This is a genomic window from Ferrovibrio sp. GW821-FHT12F09, assembly GCF_058806775.1.
In genome coordinates this window covers 60,139-83,868 of sequence record NZ_JBXAPZ010000003.1, presented here as the reverse complement: position 1 = coordinate 83,868, position 23,730 = coordinate 60,139, and the positions used below count along the sequence as shown (strand labels likewise).

The following is a 23,730-nucleotide window of genomic DNA, read 5'->3' as shown; positions in this document are numbered from 1 at the left end:
CCGGGTGCGGTCCCTTCTTTCCAGCAAGGCCCCATGACCCGCTTCCTGTTCCGGCGTATCGCCATCCTGCTGCCGACACTGCTGTTCGTGTCGATCATCATTTTCGGGCTGCAGCAGTTGCTGCCCGGCGATCCGGCCATTGCCATGGCCGGCGAGGAACGCGATCCGCAGGCGATTGCCGAAGTGCGGGCCAAGTACAATCTCGACAAGCCATTGCCGGTGCAATACTGGCTGTGGATTAGCGGCGTGCTGCAGGGCGATTTTGGCGAATCCATCCGCATCCAGATGCCGGTGAGCCAGCTGCTGGTGGAAAAACTGCCGGTGACCGTGGAGCTTGCCATCCTCGCCATGCTGGTGGCGCTGGCCATCGGCTTGCCCGCCGGTGTCATTTCCGCGCTCCACAATGGCCGCTGGCCCGACTATGTCGCCAATATCGTCGGCCTCTGGGGTCTGTCGACGCCGAATTTCTGGCTCGGCATCATGATGATCTTGTTTTTCTCGGTCGAACTCGGCTGGCTGCCGGCCTCGGGCTATGTCAGTCCCGGTGAAGATCTTGGCGCCAATCTGGTCGCAATGATCATGCCGGCCTTCGTGCTCGGCACCGGCATCGCCGCCGTCTTCATGCGCCATACCCGCAGCGCCATGCTGCAGGTGCTGGCCAGCGACTATATCCGCACCGCCCGCGCCAAGGGCCTGTTCGAGCGCGTGGTGATCGGCAAGCATGCCTTCCGTAATGCCGCGGTGCCGGTGATCACGCTCGGCGCGCTGGAATTCGGCCAGCTGCTTTCGGGGGCGGTACTGACCGAGCAGATTTTCTCCATTCCCGGCTTCGGCAAACTGATCGTCGATGCGGTGTTCAATCGCGACTATGCCGTGGTCCAGGGCGTCGTGCTCTGCACCGCCACCGCCTATATCGTGCTGAACCTGTTGGCCGATGTGGCCTATTTCCTCGTGAATCCGAGGCTGCGCGCATGACCGATATGGCCCTCGCCTCTCCCGCCGCCAAGCCGGCCGTCGAACAAAGCCCGGCACAGCGCGCCTTCCGTCGCCTGTTGCGACGCAGGGGCGCCGTAGTCGGCCTTGTTGTCGTCCTGCTGTTCGTTGCTGGCGCTGTCTTCGCGCCGCTGATCGCGCCTTACGATCCCATCGAGGCCAACTGGGGGGCTGTACGCGGCGCACCGACGCTGGAGAACTGGTTCGGCGGCGACGAACTCGGCCGCGACGTGCTGTCGCGGGTGATCTTCGGCGCCCGGGCCTCGCTGCTGGCCGGCGTACTCTCGGTCGCCATCGCACTGGCCATCGGCATTCCGGTCGGGCTGCTGTCAGGGTATGCCGGCGGTCTCGTGGATGGCGTGCTGATGCGCATCACCGATGCTATGCTGGCTGTGCCCTTCCTGATCCTGGCCATCGCGCTGGCGGCCTTCCTCGGCCCCAGCCTGACCAACGCCATGATCGCTATCGGCATTTCGGCGACACCGATCTTCGTGCGCCTGACCCGTGCGCAGGTGCAGGCGGTGCGCGTGGAGGATTACATCGAGGCGGCGCGCGCCGTGGGCAATTCGCCGCTGCGTATTGCCTTCCGGCATATCCTGCCCAACATCTGGCCGGCCTTGATGGTACAGGCGACCCTTACCATCGCCTCTGCCATCATCGCCGAAGCCAGCCTGTCTTTCCTTGGCCTGGGCCAGCAGCCTCCGGCGCCAAGCTGGGGCAGCATGCTGAACTCGGCCAAGGATTTCCTCACCCAGGCGCCGTGGATGGCAATCTATCCCGGCATCTCGATCTTCGTCGTCGTGCTGTCGTTCAACCTGCTGGGCGACGGCCTGCGCGATGCGCTGGATCCGCGTCACAGAGAATAAACAGCCCGCCTCTTGCCCGGCGTCCGCCAGCCTCCTACCATTCGCCATCAGCAGGAGGACGCCATGGGCCACGATCACCCCCACCACACCGACTGGAAACATGACGGCGTGAAGGTGATCCCGGGCAGCCAGCTCGATCCCAACACTGCGCAGACGCCGGGCATGAACCGCGCCACCGCGATCAACTTCGCCCGCGCCGGCGCCCAGAAGATCTGGGCCGGTACCGTGCATATCCATGCCGATGCCAAGACCGGCGCGCATCACCACGGCGATCTGGAAAGCGTGATCTACGTGGTGAAGGGCAAGGCGCGCATGCGCTGGGGCGAGCATCTGGAATTCACCGCCGAAGCCGGACCGGGTGATTTCATTTTCATCCCGCCCTATGTGCCGCACCAGGAAATCAATGCCAGCACCGACGAGACTCTGGAATGCGTGCTGGTGCGTTCGGGCCAGGACCCGGTGGTGGTCAACCTGGATATCGAGCCGGTGGAAAAGCCCGAAAACGTCTTCTGGGTCGACCCGATCCACGCCCATCCGGACCAGAAGCGCTAGCCCTCCCGTACGGATATCATGCTGTACAATCGGGTATTCGGCTCCGGCAATCGCCGGGGCATCATATCGTTTTCGCTAGCGATCGTTCTGTTTGTCATCAACGAAGCATTGTGCAAGCTGGTCTATGCCACCGTGCCGGCCAGCCAGATCATGGCCGTGCGCGGCCTTGTCGCCATGGTCCTGATTCTGGGGATCGCCCATGCTGTCGGCGCCACACGCCAGATGGGCAGACTACTCGACCGCCGGGTGTTGATCCGCAGCAGCACCGATCTGGTCGGCAGTTACCTCTACATGTTTGCCCTGTTCCATATGCCTATCGGCAACATGATGGCGATCAACATGGCTTCACCCCTGATGATGACCGCCGTCGTGGCGTTGATGCTGCATGAATCCGTGGGCTGGCGACGCTGGTGCGCGGTCATTGTCGGCTTCATCGGCGTTCTGCTGGTCGTGCAGCCCAGCGCCGGCAGCTTCAATGGCTATTCCATTCTGGCGATCGCCGCCGTCTGCTGCATTGTGGTCCGCGACCTGGTGACCCGCCGCATCGACGCCGCCATTCCGAACGTCATCATCACCCTGGCCAATGTCAGCATGATGGCTGTCGTGGCATCCCTGCTGGCGCTAGTCGAAGGCTGGGTGGCGATGGGCTGGTACGAAACCCTGTTGCTCAGCATCGCCGCAGTCTTTATCGCGGCCGGCTATCAGCTCGCGGTCGACGCCTTCCGTCACGCCGAAGTTCCGGTGATCGTGCCGCTACGCTATACCGGCCTGCTTTGGGCCCTGCTGATCGGTTATCTGGTCTGGGGCGATGTGCCCAACGAACTGGCCGCTGGCGGCATCCTGCTGATCGTGGCCAGCGGCTTGTATGTGCTGCATCGCGAACGGCTGCGCGGAATTGTTCCGCCGCCGGTCGAGCCTAATCCCTGACGTTTCAGCCAGGCTGCGCCGCATCCTCCAGCACGAACTGCACCCGGCGTTCGCCACGCCAATGATCGGCGCGCAGATGGCCGCCCACATGCAGGGCCGAGCCGGTCTGGCGCGCTTGCAGCAAAGCCGGACCCAGCTCGCCCTCGACGCTGCGGAAGGCTATGGCACGCAGGCGCGGTCCGCTGCCATCGCCCGAAGCCAGCAGGCAGCGCACATGCTTCTCGCCCACCACATCGGCGGTGATGACGCGCGCACCGGCCAGGGCAAAGCGCGGTTCCGGATTGCCCGAGCCATAGGGGCCGAGCTGTTCCAGCTTGTCGTAGAGCTCGGCATTGGCGCCGCCAACGCCCAGGGCCCCGTCGAAGCCCATCGACGCCGAAGCGCCGGCCTTTTCCACCGCCGCCGCCAGCCGTTCGTTCAGGAAGGCCTTCAGCTCGTTCAGCTTCACCGTTTCCACCGTCAGGCCCGCGGCCATGGCATGGCCGCCACCGTTGACCAGTAACCCGGCCTGTCCGGCCGCCACCACGGCAGCGCCGAGATCGACGCCCGGGATCGAACGGCCCGAGCCCTTGCCGATACCATTCTCGTCCAGTGCGATGACAAAGCTCGGACGACCCGAGGCTTCGCGCACACGGGCGGCGACAATGCCGATCACGCCCGGATGCCAGCCCTGCCGCGCCACCAATGCCAGCGCCGCCGTCTCGGGCACATGGTCGAGTTCGGCCATGGCCTCCATGAGGACACCGGCCTCGATCTCCTGGCGCTCGCGGTTGTAGCGGTCGAGTTCGGCCGCCATCTGCGTGGCGAGCCGCACATCGTCGGTGGAGAGCAGCCGGGTGCCCAGATCGGCCTGACCGACGCGGCCGCCCGCATTGACCCGCGGCCCCAGCAGAAAGCCGAGATGATAAGCGCCCGGCGGCTCGTTGACGCCGGCGACATCGGCAAGCGCCGCCAGGCCGGCATTGCTGCGGCCACGCAGAATCTTCAGTCCCTGCCCGACCAGGGCACGGTTCAGACCGGTGAGCGGCACGACATCGCAGACCGTGCCCAGCGCCACCAGATCGAGCCAGCCGAGCAGATTCGGTTCGGGACGGTCGGTGTTGTAGTAGCCGCGCGCGCGCAGGCGGCGGTTGATCGCCACCATGAACAGGAAGGCGACGCCGACGGCCGCGAGCTGGCCGAAGCCCGGCGCCTCGTCGAGCCTGTTGGGATTGATGACCGCAACGGCTTTTGGCAGTTCGGGTTCGGCCAGATGGTGGTCGACCACAATCACGTCGAGGCCGACCGAGGCGGCGTCTTCCAGCGGCGCAAAAGCCAGTGTGCCGCAATCCACCGTGATGACCACGGCGACGCCCTCCTGCCGCAGCTTGCGCAGGGCGGGGGCATTGGGGCCATAGCCCTCTTTCAGGCGATCCGGGATATAGACCTGCAGGTCGCGGCCGATGGCGCGGAAAAAGCGGTTCAGCAAGGCCGTCGATGTCGCGCCATCGACATCGTAATCGCCGAACACCGCCACCTTCTCGCCCTTGATGATCGCATCCGCCAGCCGTTCGGCCGCGACATCCATGTCATGGAAGCGGGAGGGATCGGGCAGCAGGCGACGGAGCGACGGATTGAGATGATCTTCCAGCTCCTCCAGCGCGATGCCGCGCCCGGCCAGCACGCGCCCGAGGATTTCCGGCAGGCCGGCCTGCTGCGCCAGTGCCAGCGCCAGCCGCTCATCACTGTTGCGCAGGCGCCAGCGGCGGCCCTGCACAGACCGTGCGACGCCCAGAAAAGCCGGCCCGCTGTCAGCCAGCATGGCTCAGGCCGGTGTGAGCGGACGAATGACGGCTTCGATGCGACGAATGGTGCCGGTCTGCGAACGCATGACGATGGAGTTGACCTTGAAGCCGCCCGGGACACGTTTCACGCCATGCAGCATCGAGCCATCGGTGACGCCGGTCGCAGAAAAAATCACATCGCCGGATGCCAGGTCGGTGAGGCTGTATTTGCGATCCAGCTTCTCAATCCCCAGACGCCGGGCGCGATTGCGTTCGTCTTCGTTGCGGAAGATCAGACGGGCCTGCATCTGACCACCAATGCAACGCAGCGCCGCCGCCGCCAGCACGCCCTCCGGCGCGCCACCCGAGCCCATGTAGATATCAATCCCCGTGGCCGGGTCGGTGGTGGCGATGATGCCGGCCACGTCGCCATCGGAAATCAGCGAGACGCGGGCGCCGGTAGCCCGCACCTGCTGGATCAGGTCCATATGACGCGGTCGGTCGAGGATGCAGACGGTCAGTTCGGAAACCGCGATACCCTTGGCATCGGCCAGGCGTTTCAGATTTTCAGCCGGCGTGTAATCGAGATCGACCACACCGTCGGTGAGCCCGCCGCCAACCGCGATCTTGTCCATGTAGACATCGGGCGCATTGAGGAAACAGCCGGCATTGGCAAAGGCAATCACACAGAGCGCATTGCTGCCGCCCTTGGCGGTGATCGACGTGCCTTCAAGCGGATCGAGCGCGATATCGATCCGCGCCCCCTTCCCGGTACCGACCTTCTCGCCGATATACAGCATTGGCGCTTCGTCGCGCTCACCCTCGCCGATCACAATGGTGCCGTCGATATCCAGATCGTTCAGCGCCGTGCGCATGGCATCGACAGCCGCCTGGTCGGCCGCCATCTCATCGCCCAGACCGGTCAGTCGGGCGGCAGCAATAGCGGCAGCTTCGGTCACCCGCACAACTTCAAGCGTGAGATTGCGTTCAACCGAAAGGCTTGCGGCACTTGCGGTCGCCCTGTCCGGTTTGGCCTTGCTTTTCACGCTGCCCGTTTTGGTCGCGGCCATGGCAAATCCCGATGCGTCAGAGCGGTTCGATACGGATCAGCGCCGGCGGCTGCAGCACCGACCGCAGTTTGCCGATTTTTTTCATCGCGCGGGTCATGTCGGCTTCACGCGCTTCGTGGCTGATCAGCATCACGGCGACAGGCTGGTTTTCGGCCTCCGAGCGGCCACGCTGCACCAGGCTCTCGATGGAGATCTTTTCATCCCGCAATACAGCCGACACATCGGCCAGCACACCCGGCTGGTCGCGCACGATCAGGCGAATGTAATAACGACCGACATGATCGGCCATGGCGGCAGGTTTCAGACTCTGCAGCTTGGCTGCCGGCACGCCGAAAGCCGGCGCCGAACGGCCCGCGGCAATATCGGCCAGATCGGCCACGACGGCCGATGCGGTCGGGTTGCTGCCGGCGCCACGACCCTCGAACATCACACGGCCGACATAGTCGCCCTCGGCAGCCACGGCGTTGAACACGCCATCCACATGGGCAATCGGCGTATTGGCCGGCACCATGCAGGGATGCACGCGCTGCTCCACGCCCTTGGTCGTGCGACGGGCAATCGCCAGCAGCTTGATGCGGTAGCCGAATTCCTTGGCAAAGGCGATATCGACAGCCGAGACATTGCGGATGCCTTCCACATGCACGGCCTTGAAATCGACCTTGGTGTTGAAGGCCAGCGAGGTCAGCACCGCCAGCTTATGCGCGGCATCGACGCCATCGACATCGAAACTCGGATCGGCCTCGGCATAGCCCAGCTGCTGGGCTTCCTTCAGCACGTCGCGGAAATCGCGCCCGGTTTCGCGCATCTCGGTCAGGATGTAATTGCAGGTGCCGTTCAGGATGCCCGTGATGCCCTGCACGCGGTTGCCGATCAGGCCTTCGCGCAGCGCTTTCAGGATCGGGATGCCGCCGGCGACGGCGGCTTCGAAACCCAGTGGCGCGGCTTTGGTCTCGGCCAGCGCCGCGATCCTGTCGCCATACATGGCCAGCATCGCCTTGTTGGCGGTGACCACGCCCTTGCCGGCCTTCAACGCAGCCTCGACCAGGGTGCGGGCGACACCGTCAGCGCCGCCGATCAGTTCGACCACGACATCGACATCGGGATCGCCGGCCAGGTCAATTGCCTTGGCATACCAGCGCCAGTCGCCTTTCGGAATGTCGCGCTTCTTGCGCTTGTCGCGCGCCGAAACCGCCACCACCATGATCTTGCGGCCGGTGCGGGCTGCCAGCGCATCGCCATGCTGATGCAGCAGGCGCAGCACGCCGGCCCCCACCACACCCAGACCGGCGATGCCGACTTTCAGCGGCGCCGGCGCTGTCTTGTATACTTTAGCCATTCGCCGCCGCCTTCTCATCCGCGAGATTGGACGGCGAACCGAGCAGCCGCTTGATGTTCTTCACCGCCTGGCGGGTGCGATGCTCGTTCTCGACAAAGGCCAGACGCACGAAATTATCGCCATGCTCGCCAAAGCCGATGCCGGGCGCCACCGCCACTTCGGCCTCGCGCAGCAGCAGCTTGGAGAACTCGACTGAGCCCAGATGCGAATAGCGCTCCGGGATCGGTGCCCAGCAGAACATCGACGCATTCGGCAGCGGGATATTCCAGCCGGCGGCATTCAGGCCCTTCACCAGCACGTCGCGGCGTGACTTGTAGGTCTGACGGATTTCCTCCACGCAGTCCTGCGGGCCGTTCAGCGCCGCACTGGCCGCCACCTGGATCGGCGTGAAGGCGCCGTAATCGAGGTAGGACTTCACCCGCGCCAGGGCACCGACCAGCGTGGCATTGCCGGCGCCGAAACCGATACGCCAGCCTGGCATGTTGTAGGTCTTTGACAATGAGGTGAATTCGATGGCGACATCGCGCGCGCCCTTCACCTGCAGGATCGAAGGCGGCGGATTGCCGTCGAAGTAGATTTCCGAATAGGCCAGATCGGAAATCACCCACATGTTGCGCTTCTTGGCGAAGTCGACGATCTCCTCATAGAAGCTGAGATCGACGGTCATCGCGGTAGGATTGGCCGGGAAGCTGACGATCAGCGCGATCGGCTTGGGCACGCTGTGCTGATAGGCGCGATCAAGACCGGCGATGAAATCGATACCCGGGCCGATGGCGACCGAGCGCACATTGGCACCGGCAATGACGAAGCCGAAGGCATGCATCGGATAGCTTGGGTTCGGCACCAGCACGGTGTCGCCCGGCGCCGAAATCGCCATGGCGAGATTGGCGAGGCCTTCCTTGGAACCCAGCGTGACGATGGCTTCCTTCTCGGGATCAAGCTCCACCCCGAAACGGCGGCCATAATAATTCGACAGCGCCTTGCGCAGACCCGGCACGCCGCGGCTGGAGGAATAACGATGGGCGCGCGGATTCTGCGCGGCCTCCACCAGCTTGGCCACGATATGCGGGGGCGTGGCGTTATCGGGATTGCCCATGCCGAAGTCGATGATGTCCTCGCCGCGAGCTCGCGCCGCAGCCTTCATACGGTTCACTTCCTCGAACACGTAAGGCGGCAGGCGCTTGATGCGGTAGAACTCGGTATCCATGGTCTTCAGGTCCACTGATGGAAAACTGGTTATGAAAACAGGGCTTCAGTTACACGAAGGCGCGGCAGCTATTCGCCCCGCGCCCCCGCCGATCCTTAGCTGAAATCTGTTTAGTTTACGACGTAGATTTCAACCCGGCGGTTCTGGTCGCTAGCTCGCGCCGCGGTTTCGTAATAGGCCGGTGCTGTCGAACCCACCTGGCTGTCGAGCCTGATCTGGGCCGGCGAAATCCCGCGCCGGCGCAGTTCGGCCGCCACCAGTTCGGCGCGGCGCTGCGACAGACCCGACTGCGCCGGGGCCGGCGCGTAACCGACCACCCGCAGCGAACCCTTGCCGCCGACACCCTTGAAATACTCGGCCACTTTGTTGACCAGGGCCTTGTCATCGTTCCCCAGCGCCGTCTCGTTGGCGTTGAAGCGCACAACGGCCAGCAACTGGGTCGAACCGGGCAGCGGGGCCGCCGCATAGGAGGCGCTGTTGCCCTGGGGCTGGGCCAGGCCGGCCGGCAGCGTATTGGAACCGGACTGGGCCAGGCTCTGCGAGAAGCTGTCGGTCACACTGGCGGCACGCGCCGGCGCCTGCTGTGCCGGCATGGCCTGCGACGGGCTGACGCCGCCCTGCGGGCCGGGGACCGTCGGCGCCACCGCACCGCGCGCCTGGGTCGAGGTGCCGGTCGGTAACTGCGTCACCGGAGCCCGCGGGGTCGGCGGCGGCGTGGCGCCGTCCGCCGGACGGGCCCTCAGCTCTTCATCGGTATAGCGGGCATTGTTGCGGTCGGCCGCCAGGTTATCGACGGCCTGCCGGCGCTCGCCGGTCGAACTGACCTCGACGGGCTTGGCTGGAACCCGGGCCAGATTGGGGAAACGGTCGCTGTTGGCCGCCGTGGGCGAACCGGTCGCCGTGGCCGCGCTCGGCGGTGCATCCTCGTCGCTGCCGAACAGCTGCGTCGGATCGGCCCAGGTGCCGCAGGCCGACAGGCCGAGCATGGCGGTCAGCAGTGCAAGCGCAGCTGTGCCGCGCAGGCCCAGCTTGCGCGGATCGTGGGCGCTCCGCGTCGTCTTACCGGCGGAAGCCGTGCCGATCCAAGCCATATCCATACCCCCTGAAGCCCTAAAAAACGCATTCGTCGTCCCGACCGGCGCAGCGGCCTTGCGGGGCGATTCCCTATCCCTTAACCTCAATCCGTGCCGAGAAAATCCGGGCAAACCCGGAATCGTACAGGCGAGGAAACGGGCCCCGAGAATAAGGACTGTCGGATGGCGAAGCAACCGGACAGTGGCAAACCGGACGGCAACAATAAGCCAGACAGTGATATTCCGCTGCCGGACCCGGCGGCATGGGCCAAGACCTGGGCCAAGATGGCCGAGCATGGCCAGAAGCTGATGGCCGATTATGCCGCCCGTCAGCAGGCCGAGGCCGAGGCCGCCCCCTCCGGCAAGCCCCCCGCCCCGGTCAATCCCGATCCCCTGAATCTCGGCGGCGCCTATCTGGAAATCGCCCAGAAGCTGATGGCCGACCCGGCCAAGCTCGCCGAATCCCAGATCAAGTTCTGGCAGGACTACGCCAAGCTGGTGGCCAACACCACCGACCGCTTCATGGGCAAGGAGACCGCCCCGCTGATCCAGCCCGACAAGGGCGACAAGCGGTTCAAGGATCCGGCCTGGCAGGACAGCGCCGTCTTCGACTATTTCAAGCAGGCCTATCTGCTGACCTCGCGCTGGGTGCAGCAGACGGTGACCGGCGTGGAGGGCGTCGACCCCAGGGTCGCCCGCAAGGTGGAGTTCTATACCAAGCAGTTCGTCGACGCGATGTCGCCGTCGAACTTCGCCCTGACCAACCCGGAAGTGGTGCGCGCCACGCTCGACTCCAAGGGCGAGAACCTGGTCAAGGGCATGGAAAACCTGCTGGAGGACCTGGAGCGCGGCCACGGCAAGCTGAACGTGAAGATGGTGGATGCCAAAGCCTTCACCGTCGGCGAAAACATCGCGGTGACGCCCGGCAAGGTGGTCTACCAGAACGACCTGATGCAGCTGCTGCAGTTCGAACCGACCACCAAAGAGGTCTACCAGCGGCCGCTGTATATCGTGCCGCCCTGGATCAACAAATATTACATCCTCGACCTGAAGCCGCAGAATTCCTTCATCAAATGGATGACGGAAAAGGGCTATACCGTCTTCGTCGTGTCGTGGAACCAGCCTGACGAAACCATGATCGACAAGACCTTCGAAAGCTACATGCGCGAAGGTATTCTCGACGGCCTCGACGCCGTGAAGAAGGCCACCGGCGAGGACGAGGTCACCGCGATCGGCTACTGCATCGGCGGCACGCTGATGGCCTCGACGCTGGCCTGGATGGCGGCGAAGGGCGACGAGCGCATCAAGGCTGTCACCTTCTTTGCCGCCCAGGTGGATTTCTCGGAAGCCGGCGAACTCAGCGTCTTCACCGACGAGGACACGCTCAGCTATCTGGAAAGCCTGATGTCGGACAAGGGCTATCTCGATGGCGGCGAGATGGCGACCACCTTCAACATGCTGCGCGCCAACGACCTGATCTGGTCGTTTGTGGTGAACAACTATCTGCTGGGGAAAGAGCCCTTCCCCTTCGACCTGCTCTACTGGAATTCCGACTGCACGCGCATGCCGGCCAAGATGCACGGCTTCTATCTGCGCAATATGTACCAGCAGAATCTGCTGTCGCAGCCGGGCCGGCTGGAGCTGGCCGGCGAGCGGCTCGACCTGCGCAAGATCAAGATTCCGGTCTACCTGCAGGCCAGCCGCGACGACCATATCGCGCCCTACCGCTCGGTCTACAAGGCGACGCAGCTCTATGGCGGGCCGGTGCGCTTCATGCTGGCGGGCTCGGGCCATATCGCCGGCGTCATCAATCATCCGGCGGCGAAGAAGTATCAGCACTGGCTGAACGACACCAAGACCAACCCGCTGGACGTGGAAGACTGGATCAAGGGCGCGAAGGAATATCCCGGCTCGTGGTGGGATGACTGGGACAAATGGCTCTCGGCGAAGTCCGGCCCCAAGGTACCCGCGCGCAAGCCGGGCGACGGCAAACTGAAGGTGATCGAGGCCGCGCCGGGCAGCTACGTGAAAAAGCGGATCGTGGACTGACGCCCAACCCGTCATCCCGGGCGTAGCGCAGCGAAGACCCGGGGATCCCATTTACGACAGCAAAACAAATGGGATTCCGGCTCGCGCTTCGCTTGGCCGGAATGACGACGACAAAAAAAAGGAAAAACGGATGCTGTTCCTGATCGATGTGAAATTCAACTTCACAACTCTTGGCGACAAGGCGCAGCAGCTGGTGCGCGCCGAGTGGGATGAGGAAGAGCGGCTGCTGGCGAAAGGCCAGTTCGTCGGCATCTGGCGCAAGGCCAACGGCATGGGCACCATGTTCATCCTGGACATGCCCACCAACGAGGCGGTCGGCAACCAGGTGCGTGCCATGCCGCTCTATCCCTTCTTCACCGATGTGCAGGTCACGCCGCTGATCGGCCATCCGAACTTCCCGCAGTTTGCCCGCGGCGCGGCGGCGCACGAGAAACCCGACAGCAGGCCGAAGCCGGACAGCAACCTGTTCCTGGTGGATGTGCGCATCGAATACCTGCGCGCCGGCGAGAAATTCCAGGACCTGGTGCAGGCCGAATGGCGCGCCTCGGAAGCCATGCTGGCCAAGCGGCAACTGGTCGGCATCTGGCGCAAGGCCAATGCGCTCGGCACTTACGTCTTGTGGAACCTGCCCGATGGCGAGGCGGTGGCGACCACCTTGCGCGGCATGCCGCTTTATCCCTGCTTCACCAAGACGGATGTCATTCCGCTGGCGATGCATCCAAACTTCCCGCAATTCGCGCGCCCGGCGGAAACGCACGAAAAGCCGGCGTGACGCCGCACTTTTTCAGCTAAGTCTTTGGCACTGCTGAGTCGGTAGCGGCCCGAGACCGCAGATCAGCCGCCAATTCAGAGCCGCTTGGATCCCATAGAGAGCCCATGCGATACCAGTTGCGTCCCGTTCAGGGCCAATTGAGTCCCATTGTGTCCCGTTGGAAGCCGATTGCGGCCAAGTGTGGCCAGGACTCTGCTGAATGCAAGACCGTATTCACGATGGGCAACAGCGGCTCAAGATCACTTGGGAAACCACACCGCAAAATCAAGTCCCGGCAATCGCGGTCTGCCCCCGATTACTTATCAGTTCATATTAGCCAAGCATTCATTCGCCGTTTTTATACGCTCTGAGGCGCTATTTTCTGCTGCCACCCGCCACCAACACTCCTCAAGCTCCGGGTCTTTGGACAAAGAGAATCTACCGAAGCGATAACCCTCACGATAAATATTTGCCGCTTCTTGCGCACCCTTTGCAGCGGACATCCGAACCCAACGCAGCATGTCAGAATAATTATAAGGGCAAGGCTCAAGTGGAGTTTGGTCTTCAATCCACATCCGAATTACATACGCGTATGTGAACGTCCAAGCACTATCACCTGTTTCTGCGAAGGGCGCGATTGCACCTAGCGCTTTTCTATAATCTTGTCTTCTTATGGCCTCTTCACCAATTTGCGCCGCTTGTTCAGCCGAATATTCAACCGCTACAGCCTTAGAAGGGGTGCACCCGGATAGAATTAAGCAAAGCCAGCATACACGGAGCATCCCAAAAACGCGTCATTCCATCTCCCTGGAAACAGGACCGAGTAATAGGGGACGCGAGTAATAGTAATCGGGGACAGACCACAATTCCTCTGCCCGATCATAGCAACCTCTCCTGCCGTGCGTCATCGGCAGCTTTGGCGGACGGGGTGGTTGCCAGTGTCGATGATCTCACCAAGCCGATACGAGAGCGGCAACAGAAAATCGTGGCCTGCCCGCGATGACGATCAGCTGCCCGTCACGGACGGGGTTCGCATGGAGTGGCTTGGTCCGGCGGGGCAGCACGAAAAGCCATTCGACCCTCAGCCGCCAAAGCAGTCCTTGCCGATCTTCGCGCTGGCTTCGGTGCCGAGCGTCTGCGGGTTGCCGCTGACCTTGCCCGCCATGGCGAGGTCTTTCACCTGCATGGACACGGCATTGAGAATGCCGGCCTGCCCGGACTGGCACAGCTTGGCGCCATCGGGATGCGCGGCCATGGTGGCGGCCACCACCGCCTCCACCTCGGCCGGGTCTTCGGCAGCCCGCACCCCCAGCGCCACCAGGATCAGGATCAGGGCCGCAAACGGCAGATAGCGTGTCATGGCAGGGCCTCCGGAGCGCGTGTCGGGTTCACACCGCTTTGAGTCATACCAAGGCCGGCCGGCAACCCGCCGGACGCAAAAGGAGTAGCGGCGCGCCCTTCCGGGATAGGTTTGGCGTGTATTCCCGGTCCTTCCCGCGCTGCCACGGGCTGACATCCCCATGCTTTTGCGGTATCCTATGGCGAAACATACTGGATGTTGGGTCGGCATCCGGTTTCGCACGACCGGGGGTAGTAAAACAGCTTTATGGGCCGGATGCTGGAAGGTGCACCGCAGCTGACGCTGGAGACGCTCCAGTCGCTTTACGCCTATTGGGCGGGCAAGCGTGCGGGCCGTCCCATGCCTGACCGCGCCGATATCGATCCCATCGAGATGAAGCCCTGGCTGGGCAATCTGATGCTGGTCGAGCGCAAGGATGACGGCGACTACTTATATCGTCTCTACGGCTCGACCTTCGTGAACCAGTTCAAGGTCGACATGACCGGCAAGCGGGTCAACGAGCTGCCGGAACAGCAGGCCGATCTGCTGCGCACCGAATATGACGCCGTGGTGCACAGCCGGATGCCGATGTCGCGCCGCTATACCGCCACCTTCGATTACACCTCGCGCGACAAACGCTCGCAGTGGCAGGTGGAACGCAGCTGGGAGCGCCTGTCCCTGCCGCTGACCGCCGGCAGCGACGAGGTCCGGATGCTACTGGTCGCCGCCTTCCCGATCGAACCGGCCCCGGAAGACCGCTACTCCTGATTTTCCTCGGAAAACAGCCATATTATATGGCCTCTTACCCCCCTGGATTTGACAAGGGGGATTGCATCGCCCATGTTCCCCGGGCCGCGTCGGGTGCCGTCTCGCCGTCGCTTTGTTGAATTTTTGTTGGAAAACAGCCCCTTATGAAAGTCGTAGTCGTCGAAAGCCCGGCGAAGGCTAAGACCATCGAAAAGTACCTCGGTCCCGGCCACAAGGTCCTGGCCTCCTTCGGCCATGTCCGCGACCTGCCGGCCAAGGAGGGCTCGGTTGAGCCCGACAAGGACTTCGCGATGCACTACGAGATGTCGGGCCGCGGCTCGGAATCGATCCGTGCCATTGCCGGCGCCCTGAAAGAGGCCGACACCCTGATCCTGGCGACCGATCCGGATCGCGAGGGCGAAGCGATTTCCTGGCATGTGCTGGAAGCCCTGAACAACCGCAAGGTCGTCAAGGGCAAGACCGTACGCCGGGTGGTGTTCAACGAGATCACCAAGACCGCCGTGCTGGGCGCCATGGCGGCGCCGCGCGATATCGACATGGACCTGGTGAATGCCCAGCAGGCGCGCCGCGCGCTGGACTACCTGGTCGGTTTCACCCTCTCGCCGGTGCTGTGGCGCAAGCTGCCCTCGGCCAAGTCGGCCGGCCGCGTGCAGTCGGTGGCCCTGCGCCTGATCTGCGAACGCGAGACCGAGATCGAGGCTTTCAAGCCGCGCGAATACTGGACCATCGGCGCCGACTTCCAGACGCCGTCGAACCAGAAGATCGTCGCCCGCCTGGTCGAGCTGGCCGGCAAGAAGCTCGACAAGTTCGACATCAACAACGAGGCCGCCGCCAAGGCTGCCGTGGCCAAGCTGGCCGGCCAGACATATGCCGTCAGCGATGTCTCGATCAAGCCGGCCAAGCGCCATCCGGCACCGCCCTTCACCACTTCGACGCTGCAGCAGGAAGCCGCGCGCAAGCTCGGCTTCTCGGCGCAGATGACCATGCAGGTGGCGCAGCGGCTGTATGAAGGCTTCGATATCGGCGGCGAGACCGTCGGTCTCATCTCTTATATGCGTACCGATGGCGTCAGCATGGCCGACGAGGCCATCCGCGCCGCCCGCGATGTGATCGCCGAGGATTTCGGCCGCGACGCCGTGCCGGAAAGCTGGCGCGTCTACAAGTCGAAGCAGAAGAATGCCCAGGAAGCCCATGAGGCGATCCGCCCGACCGACTTCCGTCGCCGGCCGAAAGCCGTCTCGCGCTATCTCGATGAGGTACAGCTCAAGCTGTACGAACTGATCTGGGTGCGCGCGCTGGCCAGCCAGATGGAATCCGCCGAGCTGGAACGCACCACCGTGGATATCGCGGCTGCCAACAAGGCCGGCACCTTCCGCGTCACCGGCACGGTCGTGCTGTCGCCCGGCTTCCTCAAGCTTTACGAGGAAGGCGTCGACGACAAGAGCGGCGACGATGAAGAAGGCGCCCGCCTGCCGAAGATGAGTGTCGGCGAGGCGATGAAGGAAGAAGGCGTCACGCCGGAACAGCATTTCACCGAGCCGCCGCCGCGCTATTCGGAAGCCAGCCTGGTGCGCAAGCTGGAAGAACTGGGCATTGGCCGGCCGTCCACCTATGCCGCCATCCTGGAAGTGCTGAAGGCGCGCAGTTATGTGAAGCTGGAGAACAAGCGCTTCACGCCGGAAGATGCCGGCTGGCTCGCCTATGCCTTCCTGGTCTGCTTCTTCGAGCAGTATTTCGCCTACAGCTTCACCGCCAGCCTGGAAGAAAAGCTGGACGAGATCGCCGAGCACAAGCTCGAGTGGAAGAAGGTGCTGGAAGATTTCTGGCAGGACTTCAGCCTGCATGACGCCAAGGAAAATCCGATCCCCTTCTCGGTGAAGGATGCGGTGACCCGCATCGACGAGAAGATGGGCCGCCGCGGCGAAGTGCTGGACGCCATCAACGCGCTGCTGGAGCATCATTTCTTCCCGCCGCGCGAAGACGGCAAGGGCGCCCGCCTCTGCCCGGCCTGCAACAAGGGCCAGCTCGCCATCAAGGCCGGCCGTACCGGTGCTTTCATCGGCTGCTCGGAATATCCCGGATGCAGCTACACCCGGCCGCTGAGCGCCGGTGGCAACGGCCATGGCGAGATCGCCATTTCCGGGCCGCAGGACCTGGGCGCCGATCCGGCCACCGGCCAGATGATCACCCTGCGCCAGGGCCCGTTCGGCCTCTATGTGCAGCTGGGCGAGGCCGAAGGCGAAGGCAAGGCAAAGACCAAGCCCAAGCGCGCCTCACTGCCCAAGGGCGTCGTCATCGAGGACGTCAACCTGGAGATGGCGCTGAAACTGCTGGCGCTGCCGCGCGTGATCGGCCCGCATCCCGATACCGGCAAGGAGATCCTCGCCGGGCTGGGCCGCTTCGGGCCCTACCTGCTGCATGACGGCGCCTATACCAAGCTGAAGGACGCCATGGAGGCGCTGGAGATCGGCATCAATCATGCCGTCCAGAAAATCGCCGATGCCGATGCACGCCGCAAAGGTCCGCGCGAGCGCGCCGAGCTGAAGGTGCTGCGCGAGATCGGCAAGCATCCGGAAGACGGCGAGATCATCAATGTGATCGACGGCCGCTATGGTCCCTACATCAAGCATGGTTCGACCAATGCCCCGATGCCACGTGGCATCGAGCTGGAGGCCGTGACGATGGAACAGGCCGTGGAAGCCATCGCCTCGCGCGCCGGCCAGGGCAAGGGCAGGAAGAAGAAGGCCGCACCCAAGAAGAGTTCCGGGGCCAAGAAGGCTGCTGCGCCGAAGGCGGCAAAGGCCGAGACGGCTGACGCCAAGCCCAAAGCCGCAAAGCCGAAAGCTGCCAAGGCCAAGAAGGCCGCCCCGAAGAAGAAAGCCGCGGCCAAGAAAGCCGCAGCGGCCTGACGCGCGTGGCCAAGAAGAACGTCCATCCGGGCCTTCCGTCCAAGCAGGACATCCTCAAGTTCATTGCCGAGAATCCCGGCAAGGTGGGCAAGCGCGAAATCGCCAAGGCCTTTGGCGTGGGGCCGGAGCTGCGCGTGCAGCTCAAGGGCCTGCTGCGCGAACTGAAGGCCGAGGGCGATATCAACCAGGGCCATGGCAAGCGCATGGCACCGAAAGATGCCCTGCCGGAAGTGACGCTGGTCGATATCGTGAAGCTCGACCGCGACGGCGACCTGCTGGGCCGCCCGGTGGAATGGACCGGCGACGGCGAATCCCCGCGCATCATCTTTGAGGTCAGCGGCAAGCAGCGCCGTCGCGAGCTGGCCGATGTGGGCGTCGGCGACCGCGTGCTGGCCCGGCTCGAACGCGCCGGCAAGAACCGCTACACCGGTCGCGTGGTCAAGCGGCTGGAACGGGACGAGCAGCCGGTGCTGGGCGTCTTCGCCCTCACCGAAAACAGCGAAGGCCGCCTGCAGCCGACCGACCGCAAGATCCGCCATGAATTCGTGATCGCGCCCGAGCATTACGGTCATGCCAAGCCCGGCGAGATCGTGGTGGCGCAGCCGATGCAGGGCCGCCGCTTCGGCCTGAAGACCGCCAAGGTGATCGAGGTGATCGGCAGCAGCACCGATCCCAGGGCGCTGAGCCTGATTGCCATCCACACGCTGGGCATCCCGACCAAGTTCAGCGAAGAAGCCTTGCAGGCCGCCAAGAAGGCCAAGCCGGTGACGCTGGGTAAGCGTGACGACCTGCGCGCCATCCCGCTCATCACCATCGATCCGGAAGACGCACGCGATCATGACGACGCGGTGTTCGCCGAACCCGACGAGGATCCGAAAAACCCCGGCGGCTGGCATGCCATCGTCGCCATCGCCGATGTGGCGCATTACGTGCGGCCGGGCGAGGCGCTGGACCATGACGCCCGCCAGCGCGGCAACTCCACCTATTTCCCCGACCGCGTGGTGCCGATGCTGCCCGAGGCGCTGTCGGCCGATCTCTGCTCGCTGGTCGAAGGCAAGGACCGCGCCTGCATGGCCGTGCATCTGTGGTTCGATGCGAACGGCAATAAACTGCGCCACAAATTCGTGCGCGGCCTGATGCGCTGCGCCGCCGGGCTGAATTATGGCCAGGTGCAGCGCGCCATCGACGGCGAGCCGGACGAAGCAGCACAGCCCTTCCTCGAACCGGTGCTCAAGCCTCTCTATGCCTGCCATGCGGCGGTCAACAAGGCCCGCGAGGCGCGTCAGCCGCTGGCCATCAATGCGCCCGAGCGCCGGGTGCTGATCGGCAAGGACGGTCATATCGCTGCCATCAAACCGCGCGAGCATATGCTGAGCCATCAGGTGATCGAGGATTTCATGATCGCGGCCAATGTGGCGGCAGCGGAAGAACTGGAAAAGCGCAAGCAGCCCTGCATGTACCGCGTGCACGAGCAGCCGTCGGACGAGAAGATCGACAGCCTGCGCAAATTCCTCGCCACGCTGGATTACAAGCTGGCCAAGGGCCAGGGCCTGCGGCCGATGCATTTCAATGCCATCCTCGAAGCCGCGAAAGACAGCGAGCATGAGCGGCTGATCAACGAGGTGGTGCTGCGCAGCCAGATGCAGGCGACCTACTCGCCCGAGAACCGCGGCCATTTCGGCCTCAACCTGAGCAAATATGCCCATTTCACCTCGCCGATCCGCCGCTATGCCGACGTGCTGGTGCATCGCGCGCTGATCCGCGGCCTGGGCCTGGGCGATGACGGCCTGCCGCCGGCGGACCACGAGAATTTCGAAAGCATCGCCGAGCATATCTCGCTGACCGAGCGTCGCTCGATGCAGGCCGAGCGCGATGCGCTGAACCGCTTCATCACCGCCTTCATGGCCGATCATGTCGGCGCCGAATTCGAGGGTCGCATCACCGGGGTCACCCGCTTCGGCCTGTTCGTCGGACTGGACGAGACCGGCGCCGACGGCTTCGTGCCGATCGCCACGCTGGGCGACGACTATTACGAACATGACGAGGCCCATCGCGCCCTGGTCGGCAAACGCACGCGCAAACGCTTCCGGCTGGGCGATGCGCTCACCGTGCTGCTGGCGGAAGCCACGCCGGTGACCGGCGGCCTGCGCTTCGAGATCGTCGGCATGGGCGGCGGCAAACCGCGCGATACCCGTGGCGGCACGGCACGGCCGACGGTGAAAAAAGCCACCAACCGCGCCCCCTGGTCGAAACACCGGAGCAAGAAACGAAAATGATCCGCTCAGCCTTCGCCACCACCCTCCTGCTGGCGACGGTTGCCGCGCCGGCCTTCTCATTCGACCTGCAGGGCCATCGCGGCACCCGTGGCCTGGCGCCGGAAAACACTCTGCCTGCCTTTGCCACCGCGCTGGCTTTGGGTGTCACCACGCTGGAATTCGATGTCAACCTGACACAGGACGGCCATCTGCTGGTCGGCCATGATCCAGTGCTGCTGCCACATCTTGTGCGGCTGGATGGCACGTGGATCGCCACGCCCGGCCCGGCGATCTGGCAGACGCCGCTGGCCGAACTGCAGCGCTACGATGTCGGCCGCCTCGATCCCGCCAGCCGCTATGGCCAGACCTATCCGGAGCAGAAGCCGGTGGACGGCACCCGCATGCCGCTGCTGGGCGATGTCTTCGCGCTGGTCGCCAAAAGCGGCAATACCGCCGTGCGCTTCAACATCGAGACCAAGCTGAGCCCGCTGAAACCTGACGAGAGCGCGCCACCCGAACGGTTTGCCACCGCGCTGGTGCTCGCCATCCGCAGTGCCGGTCTGAGCCAGCGCGCCAGCATCCAGTCCTTCGATTGGCGCACGCTGAAGGTGGCCGGCCGCCTCGCCCCTGAAATCCCGCGCGTCCATCTCACCATCGAAGGCGGTAATTCCGACAACGTGCAGCGCGGCCAGCCCGGCGCCAGCCCCTGGCTCGGCGGCCTCGATGCCGATGACTTCCCCTCCACGCCGGCACTCGTGAAAGCGGCAGGCGGCCAGGTCTGGTCGCCCTTCTGGCGCAATGTCACGGCCGAGTTGGTGGCCGAGGCGCACCGGCTGGGCCTGCAGGTGATCCCCTGGACCGTCAACGAGCCGGCCGAGATGGACCGCCTGATCGGCCTGAAGGTCGATGGCCTGATCTCGGACTATCCCGACCGCCTGCGCAGCGTCATGCAGGCCCGTGGCCTGGCCCTGCCCGCGCCCACGTCCGTCACGCCATAAAACCGCCGCAGAGCTCAGGCAGGATGATCCTGCGGCAAAATCGCCGCAGGTGATTTTCAGGGCTTCCCAGGTCCGGAATCCGGGGCTACAAGGGCGCCGCGCTGCACCGCCGGGGCGGCGCCGGAACCAGGGACGGCCAGCATGATTACTGCCTACCTGCCGCTTGGCGGCCAACTGCAACGCATCGATCTGACCCCTGACGCGGCCCTGCCCGACGGCGCCGTGTGGATCGACCTGCTCGAACCCAGCCAGGCCGAGGAGAAGATCGTCGAACGCCTGCTCGGCATCGAAATGCCGACGCGCGAAGAGATGCAGGAGATCGAGATTTCCAGCCGGCTATATCGCGAAGGCGATTCCAGCTTCATGACTGCGAACGTGCTGTACCAGGCCGAGACGCCGCAGCCGCAGACCACCGCCGTCACCTTCATGCGCACGCCGCGCGCCACCGTCACGCTGCGCTATGCCGATCCGCTGGCCTTCCGCCAGTTCGTCGCCCGCGCCCAGCGCCAGCCCAATCTGCTGGCCTCGCCCGATGCGGCGCTGTGCGGCATTCTCGATTCCGTGATCGACCGCGCCGCTGACGTGCTGGAAATCGCCGGCAAGGATCTGGATGGCGTGTCGCGCAACATCTTCGGCTATGGCGGCCAGCAGCATGAATCCGCCGACGAGACCGACCTGGAAGAAGCCGTGCGCAAGCTCGGCCATGTCGAGGACCTGAATTCGCGCATCCGCGACAGTCTGGTCTCGCTCACCCGCCTGATCGCCTTCCTGACGCTGACCATGGCCGAGCAGCGCGGCACCAAGGAAAGCCGCACCTGGCTGAAAACCCTGGCGCGCGACGTGCAGTCGCTGAACGAACAGGCGGCCTTCCTCGCGCATAAGGGCAACTTCCTGCTCGATGCAACGCTGGGCCTGATCAACATCCAGCAGACCAAGATCATCAAGATCTTCTCGGTCGCCGCCACCGTGTTCCTGCCGCCGACCCTGATCGCCAGCATCTACGGCATGAATTTCCAGCATATGCCGGAGCTGAGCTGGCAGGTCGGCTATCCGATGGCCATCCTGCTGATGGTCGCCTCGGCGGTGCTGCCCTACTGGTGGTTCAAGCGCAAAGGCTGGCTGTGATGCCACTGTCGCTCGACGATCTGTTCGAGCGCCCGACAGGACAGGCCATGCTGCGCGGCTGGCGCGGGCGCTGTCCACAGTGTGGCACCGGCCGGCTCTATGGCCGCTACCTGAAGGTCAACGAGACCTGCGCCTCCTGCGGCCTCGGGCTTGCCAGCCATCGCGCCGACGACGCGCCGCCCTATTTCACCATCCTGATCGTCGCCCATATCATCGTGCCGCTGATGTTGCTGCTGGAGCAGAAGATGCAGCCGCCGGAATGGCTGCATATGGTGCTGTGGCTGCCGCTGACCGTACTGCTCTGCCTGTGGCTGCTGCCGCAGATCAAGGGCGCGCTGATCGGCCTGCAATGGGCCCGGCGCATGCACGGCTTCGGCAGCGAGCCGCACTGACTTATACTCCGGCGATGGGAACTGCCGACTCAGGGGTGAAGCCGAAACCGCAGCGGATCCGCGACGCCGCCACGCTGGTGCTGTATCGCCGCCGCAACGGCCGCCTGGAAGTGCTGATGGGCGAGCGTCACGGCGCCAGCGCCTTCATGCCCAACCGCTATGTCTTTCCCGGCGGCCGCCTCGACATGGCCGACTACCGCATCCGCCCGGCCGCCGCCCTCAACCCGGTGAGCGCCGCGCGGCTGGCGCGCACCAAAGGCACCGGCCCGCGCAAGGGTCTGGCCCTGGCGCTGGCGGCGATCCGCGAGACCTATGAGGAATCGGGCCTGCGCATTGCTGGACCGGCCAGCCGCCGGTTGCCGGCCCTGCCGCCCAGCTGGACCGAGTTCTGCATCGGCGGCCTGGCGCCCGATCCGGCGCCGCTGCTGTATATCTGCCGCGCCATCACCCCGCCGGGCCGGCCGCGCCGCTTCGACGCCCGCTTCTTCGCCGCACCCGCCGAATCGGCCGACGGCGTGCTGCGCCCCTCAGCCGAACTGGACAAGCTGAGCTGGGTCACCCGGGCCGATACCGAGGGCCTGCCGCTGCCCGGCATCACCCAGTATGTGATCGCCCATCTGGAGGCCTGGCTGGACCACCCGGCCGCCGCCGACCCGGCGGCGCAAGTGCCCTTCCACCATATGCGCCGGGGCCAGCGCCAGCTGGACTGGGAATGAGCCCGCCGGTTTCGCCGCAGCCGGCGGCCAGCCTGGTGCTGGTGCGCCAGAGCCATGGTGGGCCCGAGGTGCTGATGGGCCGCCGTGCTGGCCGGCACCGCTTCCTGCCCGATGTCTATGCCTTTCCGGGCGGCCGGCTCGACTCATCCGACAGATCAGAAAATCCAATTAAACCATTATTAAAAAATAGTGATTTCACAATACAGGCGCTGGCAATAGCCGCCATCCGGGAAACCTGGGAAGAAACCGGAATTCTCCTCGGCGCGCTGGAAAATGGGCGCCTGCGGCCGGATCTTTCGGGCCTGCGCTACCTCTGCCGGGCGATCACCCCGGCCGAGAGCCCGATCCGCTTCCATGCCCGGTTTTTCCTGCAGGATGTCACCGGCCTGCCGGTGACCCTGGGTGGCTCCGGCGAGCTGCTGGATCTGGCCTTCCGGCCTGTCCAGGCGTCGCTGCGGCTGCCGCTGGCCGACATCACCGAATTCGTGCTGGACCAGGTGGCGACGCTGGGACCGGACCTGCAGCCGCAGCGCACCGCTTTCTGGCGCTACCGCCGGGGTAAACCGATGATCCGCTGGGACAATCCTTAGGCGTTGACATCGGGGTGCGAATCCCTATGCTGCGCCGCCAATCCCAGCCGC

Annotated in this window: 20 protein-coding genes; 14 read left to right on the top strand and 6 right to left on the bottom strand. The window is 64.5% G+C overall.

The features are described from left to right. The first annotated feature begins 33 nt into the window (after positions 1 to 33). The 4 genes from AC1ROB_RS20645 (at position 34) to AC1ROB_RS20630 (ending at position 3,338) form a co-directional block, all read left to right on the top strand. A complete protein-coding gene (locus AC1ROB_RS20645) occupies positions 34 to 975 on the top strand; it encodes an ABC transporter permease (protein ID WP_492973210.1) in 942 nt (313 codons plus the stop codon). Then, positions 972 to 1,859, top strand: coding sequence for an ABC transporter permease (locus tag AC1ROB_RS20640; RefSeq protein ID WP_492973211.1), 888 nt, complete (start codon positions 972 to 974; stop codon positions 1,857 to 1,859). The genes AC1ROB_RS20645 and AC1ROB_RS20640 overlap by 4 nt, the downstream gene beginning before the upstream one ends. Before the next feature lie 63 nt (positions 1,860 to 1,922). Then, a complete protein-coding gene (locus tag AC1ROB_RS20635) occupies positions 1,923 to 2,411 on the top strand; it encodes a cupin domain-containing protein (protein ID WP_492973212.1) in 489 nt (162 codons plus the stop codon). An 18-nt stretch (positions 2,412 to 2,429) separates the two neighbouring features. After that, positions 2,430 to 3,338 carry a DMT family transporter gene (locus AC1ROB_RS20630; protein ID WP_492973213.1) on the top strand — a complete coding sequence of 303 codons (909 nt, stop codon included), beginning with the start codon at positions 2,430 to 2,432 and terminating at the stop codon, positions 3,336 to 3,338. 4 nt (positions 3,339 to 3,342) lie between these two features. Here AC1ROB_RS20630 and recJ read toward each other — a convergent pair whose 3' ends face one another. From recJ to AC1ROB_RS20605, 5 genes are all read right to left on the bottom strand, one after another. Beyond that, the gene (gene recJ / locus AC1ROB_RS20625; RefSeq protein WP_492973214.1) at positions 3,343 to 5,139 is read right to left on the bottom strand and encodes a single-stranded-DNA-specific exonuclease RecJ; all 1,797 of its coding nucleotides are present in this window, start codon (positions 5,137 to 5,139) and stop codon (positions 3,343 to 3,345) included. A 3-nt stretch (positions 5,140 to 5,142) separates the two neighbouring features. Then, entirely contained in the window at positions 5,143 to 6,171 is a 1,029-nt protein-coding gene (gene glpX / locus AC1ROB_RS20620) for a class II fructose-bisphosphatase (RefSeq protein ID WP_492973215.1), read from the bottom strand. Positions 6,172 to 6,187: 16 nt separating this feature from the next. Next, positions 6,188 to 7,507, bottom strand: a complete 1,320-nt coding sequence (locus AC1ROB_RS20615) for a homoserine dehydrogenase (protein WP_492973216.1) — start codon at positions 7,505 to 7,507, stop codon at positions 6,188 to 6,190. Continuing rightward, positions 7,500 to 8,714, bottom strand: coding sequence for an LL-diaminopimelate aminotransferase (locus AC1ROB_RS20610; protein ID WP_492973217.1), 1,215 nt, complete (start codon positions 8,712 to 8,714; stop codon positions 7,500 to 7,502). Before AC1ROB_RS20610 ends, AC1ROB_RS20615 begins: the two co-directional genes overlap by 8 nt. A gap of 110 nt (positions 8,715 to 8,824) precedes the next feature. Then, a complete protein-coding gene (locus AC1ROB_RS20605; RefSeq protein ID WP_492973218.1) occupies positions 8,825 to 9,805 on the bottom strand; it encodes an OmpA family protein in 981 nt (326 codons plus the stop codon). A gap of 165 nt (positions 9,806 to 9,970) precedes the next feature. On the opposite strand from AC1ROB_RS20605, the gene AC1ROB_RS20600 reads away from it, so the two are divergent. Then, entirely contained in the window at positions 9,971 to 11,836 is a 1,866-nt protein-coding gene (locus tag AC1ROB_RS20600) for a PHA/PHB synthase family protein (RefSeq protein WP_492973219.1), read from the top strand. Positions 11,837 to 11,966: 130 nt separating this feature from the next. After that, positions 11,967 to 12,608 (top strand): muconolactone Delta-isomerase family protein, encoded by a 642-nt coding sequence (locus AC1ROB_RS20595; RefSeq protein ID WP_492973220.1) that lies wholly within the window; start codon positions 11,967 to 11,969, stop codon positions 12,606 to 12,608. Positions 12,609 to 13,668: 1,060 nt separating this feature from the next. Here the strand turns inward: AC1ROB_RS20595 and AC1ROB_RS20590 are convergent. Beyond that, entirely contained in the window at positions 13,669 to 13,947 is a 279-nt protein-coding gene (locus tag AC1ROB_RS20590) for a hypothetical protein (RefSeq protein ID WP_492973221.1), read from the bottom strand. A 246-nt stretch (positions 13,948 to 14,193) separates the two neighbouring features. Between AC1ROB_RS20590 and AC1ROB_RS20585 the strand changes: the two genes are divergently transcribed. From AC1ROB_RS20585 to AC1ROB_RS20550, 8 genes are all read left to right on the top strand, one after another. After that, positions 14,194 to 14,694 (top strand): PAS domain-containing protein, encoded by a 501-nt coding sequence (locus tag AC1ROB_RS20585; RefSeq protein WP_492973222.1) that lies wholly within the window; start codon positions 14,194 to 14,196, stop codon positions 14,692 to 14,694. A gap of 143 nt (positions 14,695 to 14,837) precedes the next feature. Then, positions 14,838 to 17,603 carry a type I DNA topoisomerase gene (topA, locus tag AC1ROB_RS20580; RefSeq protein WP_492973223.1) on the top strand — a complete coding sequence of 922 codons (2,766 nt, stop codon included), beginning with the start codon at positions 14,838 to 14,840 and terminating at the stop codon, positions 17,601 to 17,603. 5 nt (positions 17,604 to 17,608) lie between these two features. Next, positions 17,609 to 19,879 carry a ribonuclease R gene (gene rnr, locus AC1ROB_RS20575; RefSeq protein WP_492973224.1) on the top strand — a complete coding sequence of 757 codons (2,271 nt, stop codon included), beginning with the start codon at positions 17,609 to 17,611 and terminating at the stop codon, positions 19,877 to 19,879. Further along, positions 19,876 to 20,856: a glycerophosphodiester phosphodiesterase gene (locus AC1ROB_RS20570; protein ID WP_492973225.1), complete on the top strand. Its 981-nt coding sequence runs from the start codon at positions 19,876 to 19,878 to the stop codon at positions 20,854 to 20,856. The genes rnr and AC1ROB_RS20570 overlap by 4 nt, the downstream gene beginning before the upstream one ends. 141 nt (positions 20,857 to 20,997) lie before the next feature. After that, positions 20,998 to 21,981 (top strand): magnesium transporter CorA family protein, encoded by a 984-nt coding sequence (locus AC1ROB_RS20565; protein ID WP_492973226.1) that lies wholly within the window; start codon positions 20,998 to 21,000, stop codon positions 21,979 to 21,981. After that, a complete protein-coding gene (locus AC1ROB_RS20560) occupies positions 21,981 to 22,373 on the top strand; it encodes a DUF983 domain-containing protein (protein ID WP_492973227.1) in 393 nt (130 codons plus the stop codon). Before AC1ROB_RS20565 ends, AC1ROB_RS20560 begins: the two co-directional genes overlap by 1 nt. 14 nt (positions 22,374 to 22,387) lie before the next feature. Further along, the gene (locus tag AC1ROB_RS20555; protein ID WP_492973228.1) at positions 22,388 to 23,089 is read left to right on the top strand and encodes an NUDIX hydrolase; all 702 of its coding nucleotides are present in this window, start codon (positions 22,388 to 22,390) and stop codon (positions 23,087 to 23,089) included. Further along, positions 23,086 to 23,679 carry an NUDIX hydrolase gene (locus AC1ROB_RS20550; RefSeq protein ID WP_492973229.1) on the top strand — a complete coding sequence of 198 codons (594 nt, stop codon included), beginning with the start codon at positions 23,086 to 23,088 and terminating at the stop codon, positions 23,677 to 23,679. The genes AC1ROB_RS20555 and AC1ROB_RS20550 overlap by 4 nt, the downstream gene beginning before the upstream one ends. Positions 23,680 to 23,730 lie beyond the last annotated feature (51 nt).

Coding starts and splice junctions, on each gene's coding strand:
- AC1ROB_RS20645 (WP_492973210.1), top strand. CDS start 34: ATGACCCGCTTCCTGTTCCGGCGTATCGCCATCCTGCTGCCGACACTG.
- AC1ROB_RS20640 (WP_492973211.1), top strand. CDS start 972: ATGACCGATATGGCCCTCGCCTCTCCCGCCGCCAAGCCGGCCGTCGAA.
- AC1ROB_RS20635 (WP_492973212.1), top strand. CDS start 1,923: ATGGGCCACGATCACCCCCACCACACCGACTGGAAACATGACGGCGTG.
- AC1ROB_RS20630 (WP_492973213.1), top strand. CDS start 2,430: ATGCTGTACAATCGGGTATTCGGCTCCGGCAATCGCCGGGGCATCATA.
- recJ (WP_492973214.1), bottom strand. CDS start 5,139: ATGCTGGCTGACAGCGGGCCGGCTTTTCTGGGCGTCGCACGGTCTGTG.
- glpX (WP_492973215.1), bottom strand. CDS start 6,171: ATGGCCGCGACCAAAACGGGCAGCGTGAAAAGCAAGGCCAAACCGGAC.
- AC1ROB_RS20615 (WP_492973216.1), bottom strand. CDS start 7,507: ATGGCTAAAGTATACAAGACAGCGCCGGCGCCGCTGAAAGTCGGCATC.
- AC1ROB_RS20610 (WP_492973217.1), bottom strand. CDS start 8,714: ATGGATACCGAGTTCTACCGCATCAAGCGCCTGCCGCCTTACGTGTTC.
- AC1ROB_RS20605 (WP_492973218.1), bottom strand. CDS start 9,805: ATGGCTTGGATCGGCACGGCTTCCGCCGGTAAGACGACGCGGAGCGCC.
- AC1ROB_RS20600 (WP_492973219.1), top strand. CDS start 9,971: ATGGCGAAGCAACCGGACAGTGGCAAACCGGACGGCAACAATAAGCCA.
- AC1ROB_RS20595 (WP_492973220.1), top strand. CDS start 11,967: ATGCTGTTCCTGATCGATGTGAAATTCAACTTCACAACTCTTGGCGAC.
- AC1ROB_RS20590 (WP_492973221.1), bottom strand. CDS start 13,947: ATGACACGCTATCTGCCGTTTGCGGCCCTGATCCTGATCCTGGTGGCG.
- AC1ROB_RS20585 (WP_492973222.1), top strand. CDS start 14,194: ATGGGCCGGATGCTGGAAGGTGCACCGCAGCTGACGCTGGAGACGCTC.
- topA (WP_492973223.1), top strand. CDS start 14,838: ATGAAAGTCGTAGTCGTCGAAAGCCCGGCGAAGGCTAAGACCATCGAA.
- AC1ROB_RS20570 (WP_492973225.1), top strand. CDS start 19,876: ATGATCCGCTCAGCCTTCGCCACCACCCTCCTGCTGGCGACGGTTGCC.
- AC1ROB_RS20565 (WP_492973226.1), top strand. CDS start 20,998: ATGATTACTGCCTACCTGCCGCTTGGCGGCCAACTGCAACGCATCGAT.
- AC1ROB_RS20560 (WP_492973227.1), top strand. CDS start 21,981: ATGCCACTGTCGCTCGACGATCTGTTCGAGCGCCCGACAGGACAGGCC.
- AC1ROB_RS20555 (WP_492973228.1), top strand. CDS start 22,388: ATGGGAACTGCCGACTCAGGGGTGAAGCCGAAACCGCAGCGGATCCGC.
- AC1ROB_RS20550 (WP_492973229.1), top strand. CDS start 23,086: ATGAGCCCGCCGGTTTCGCCGCAGCCGGCGGCCAGCCTGGTGCTGGTG.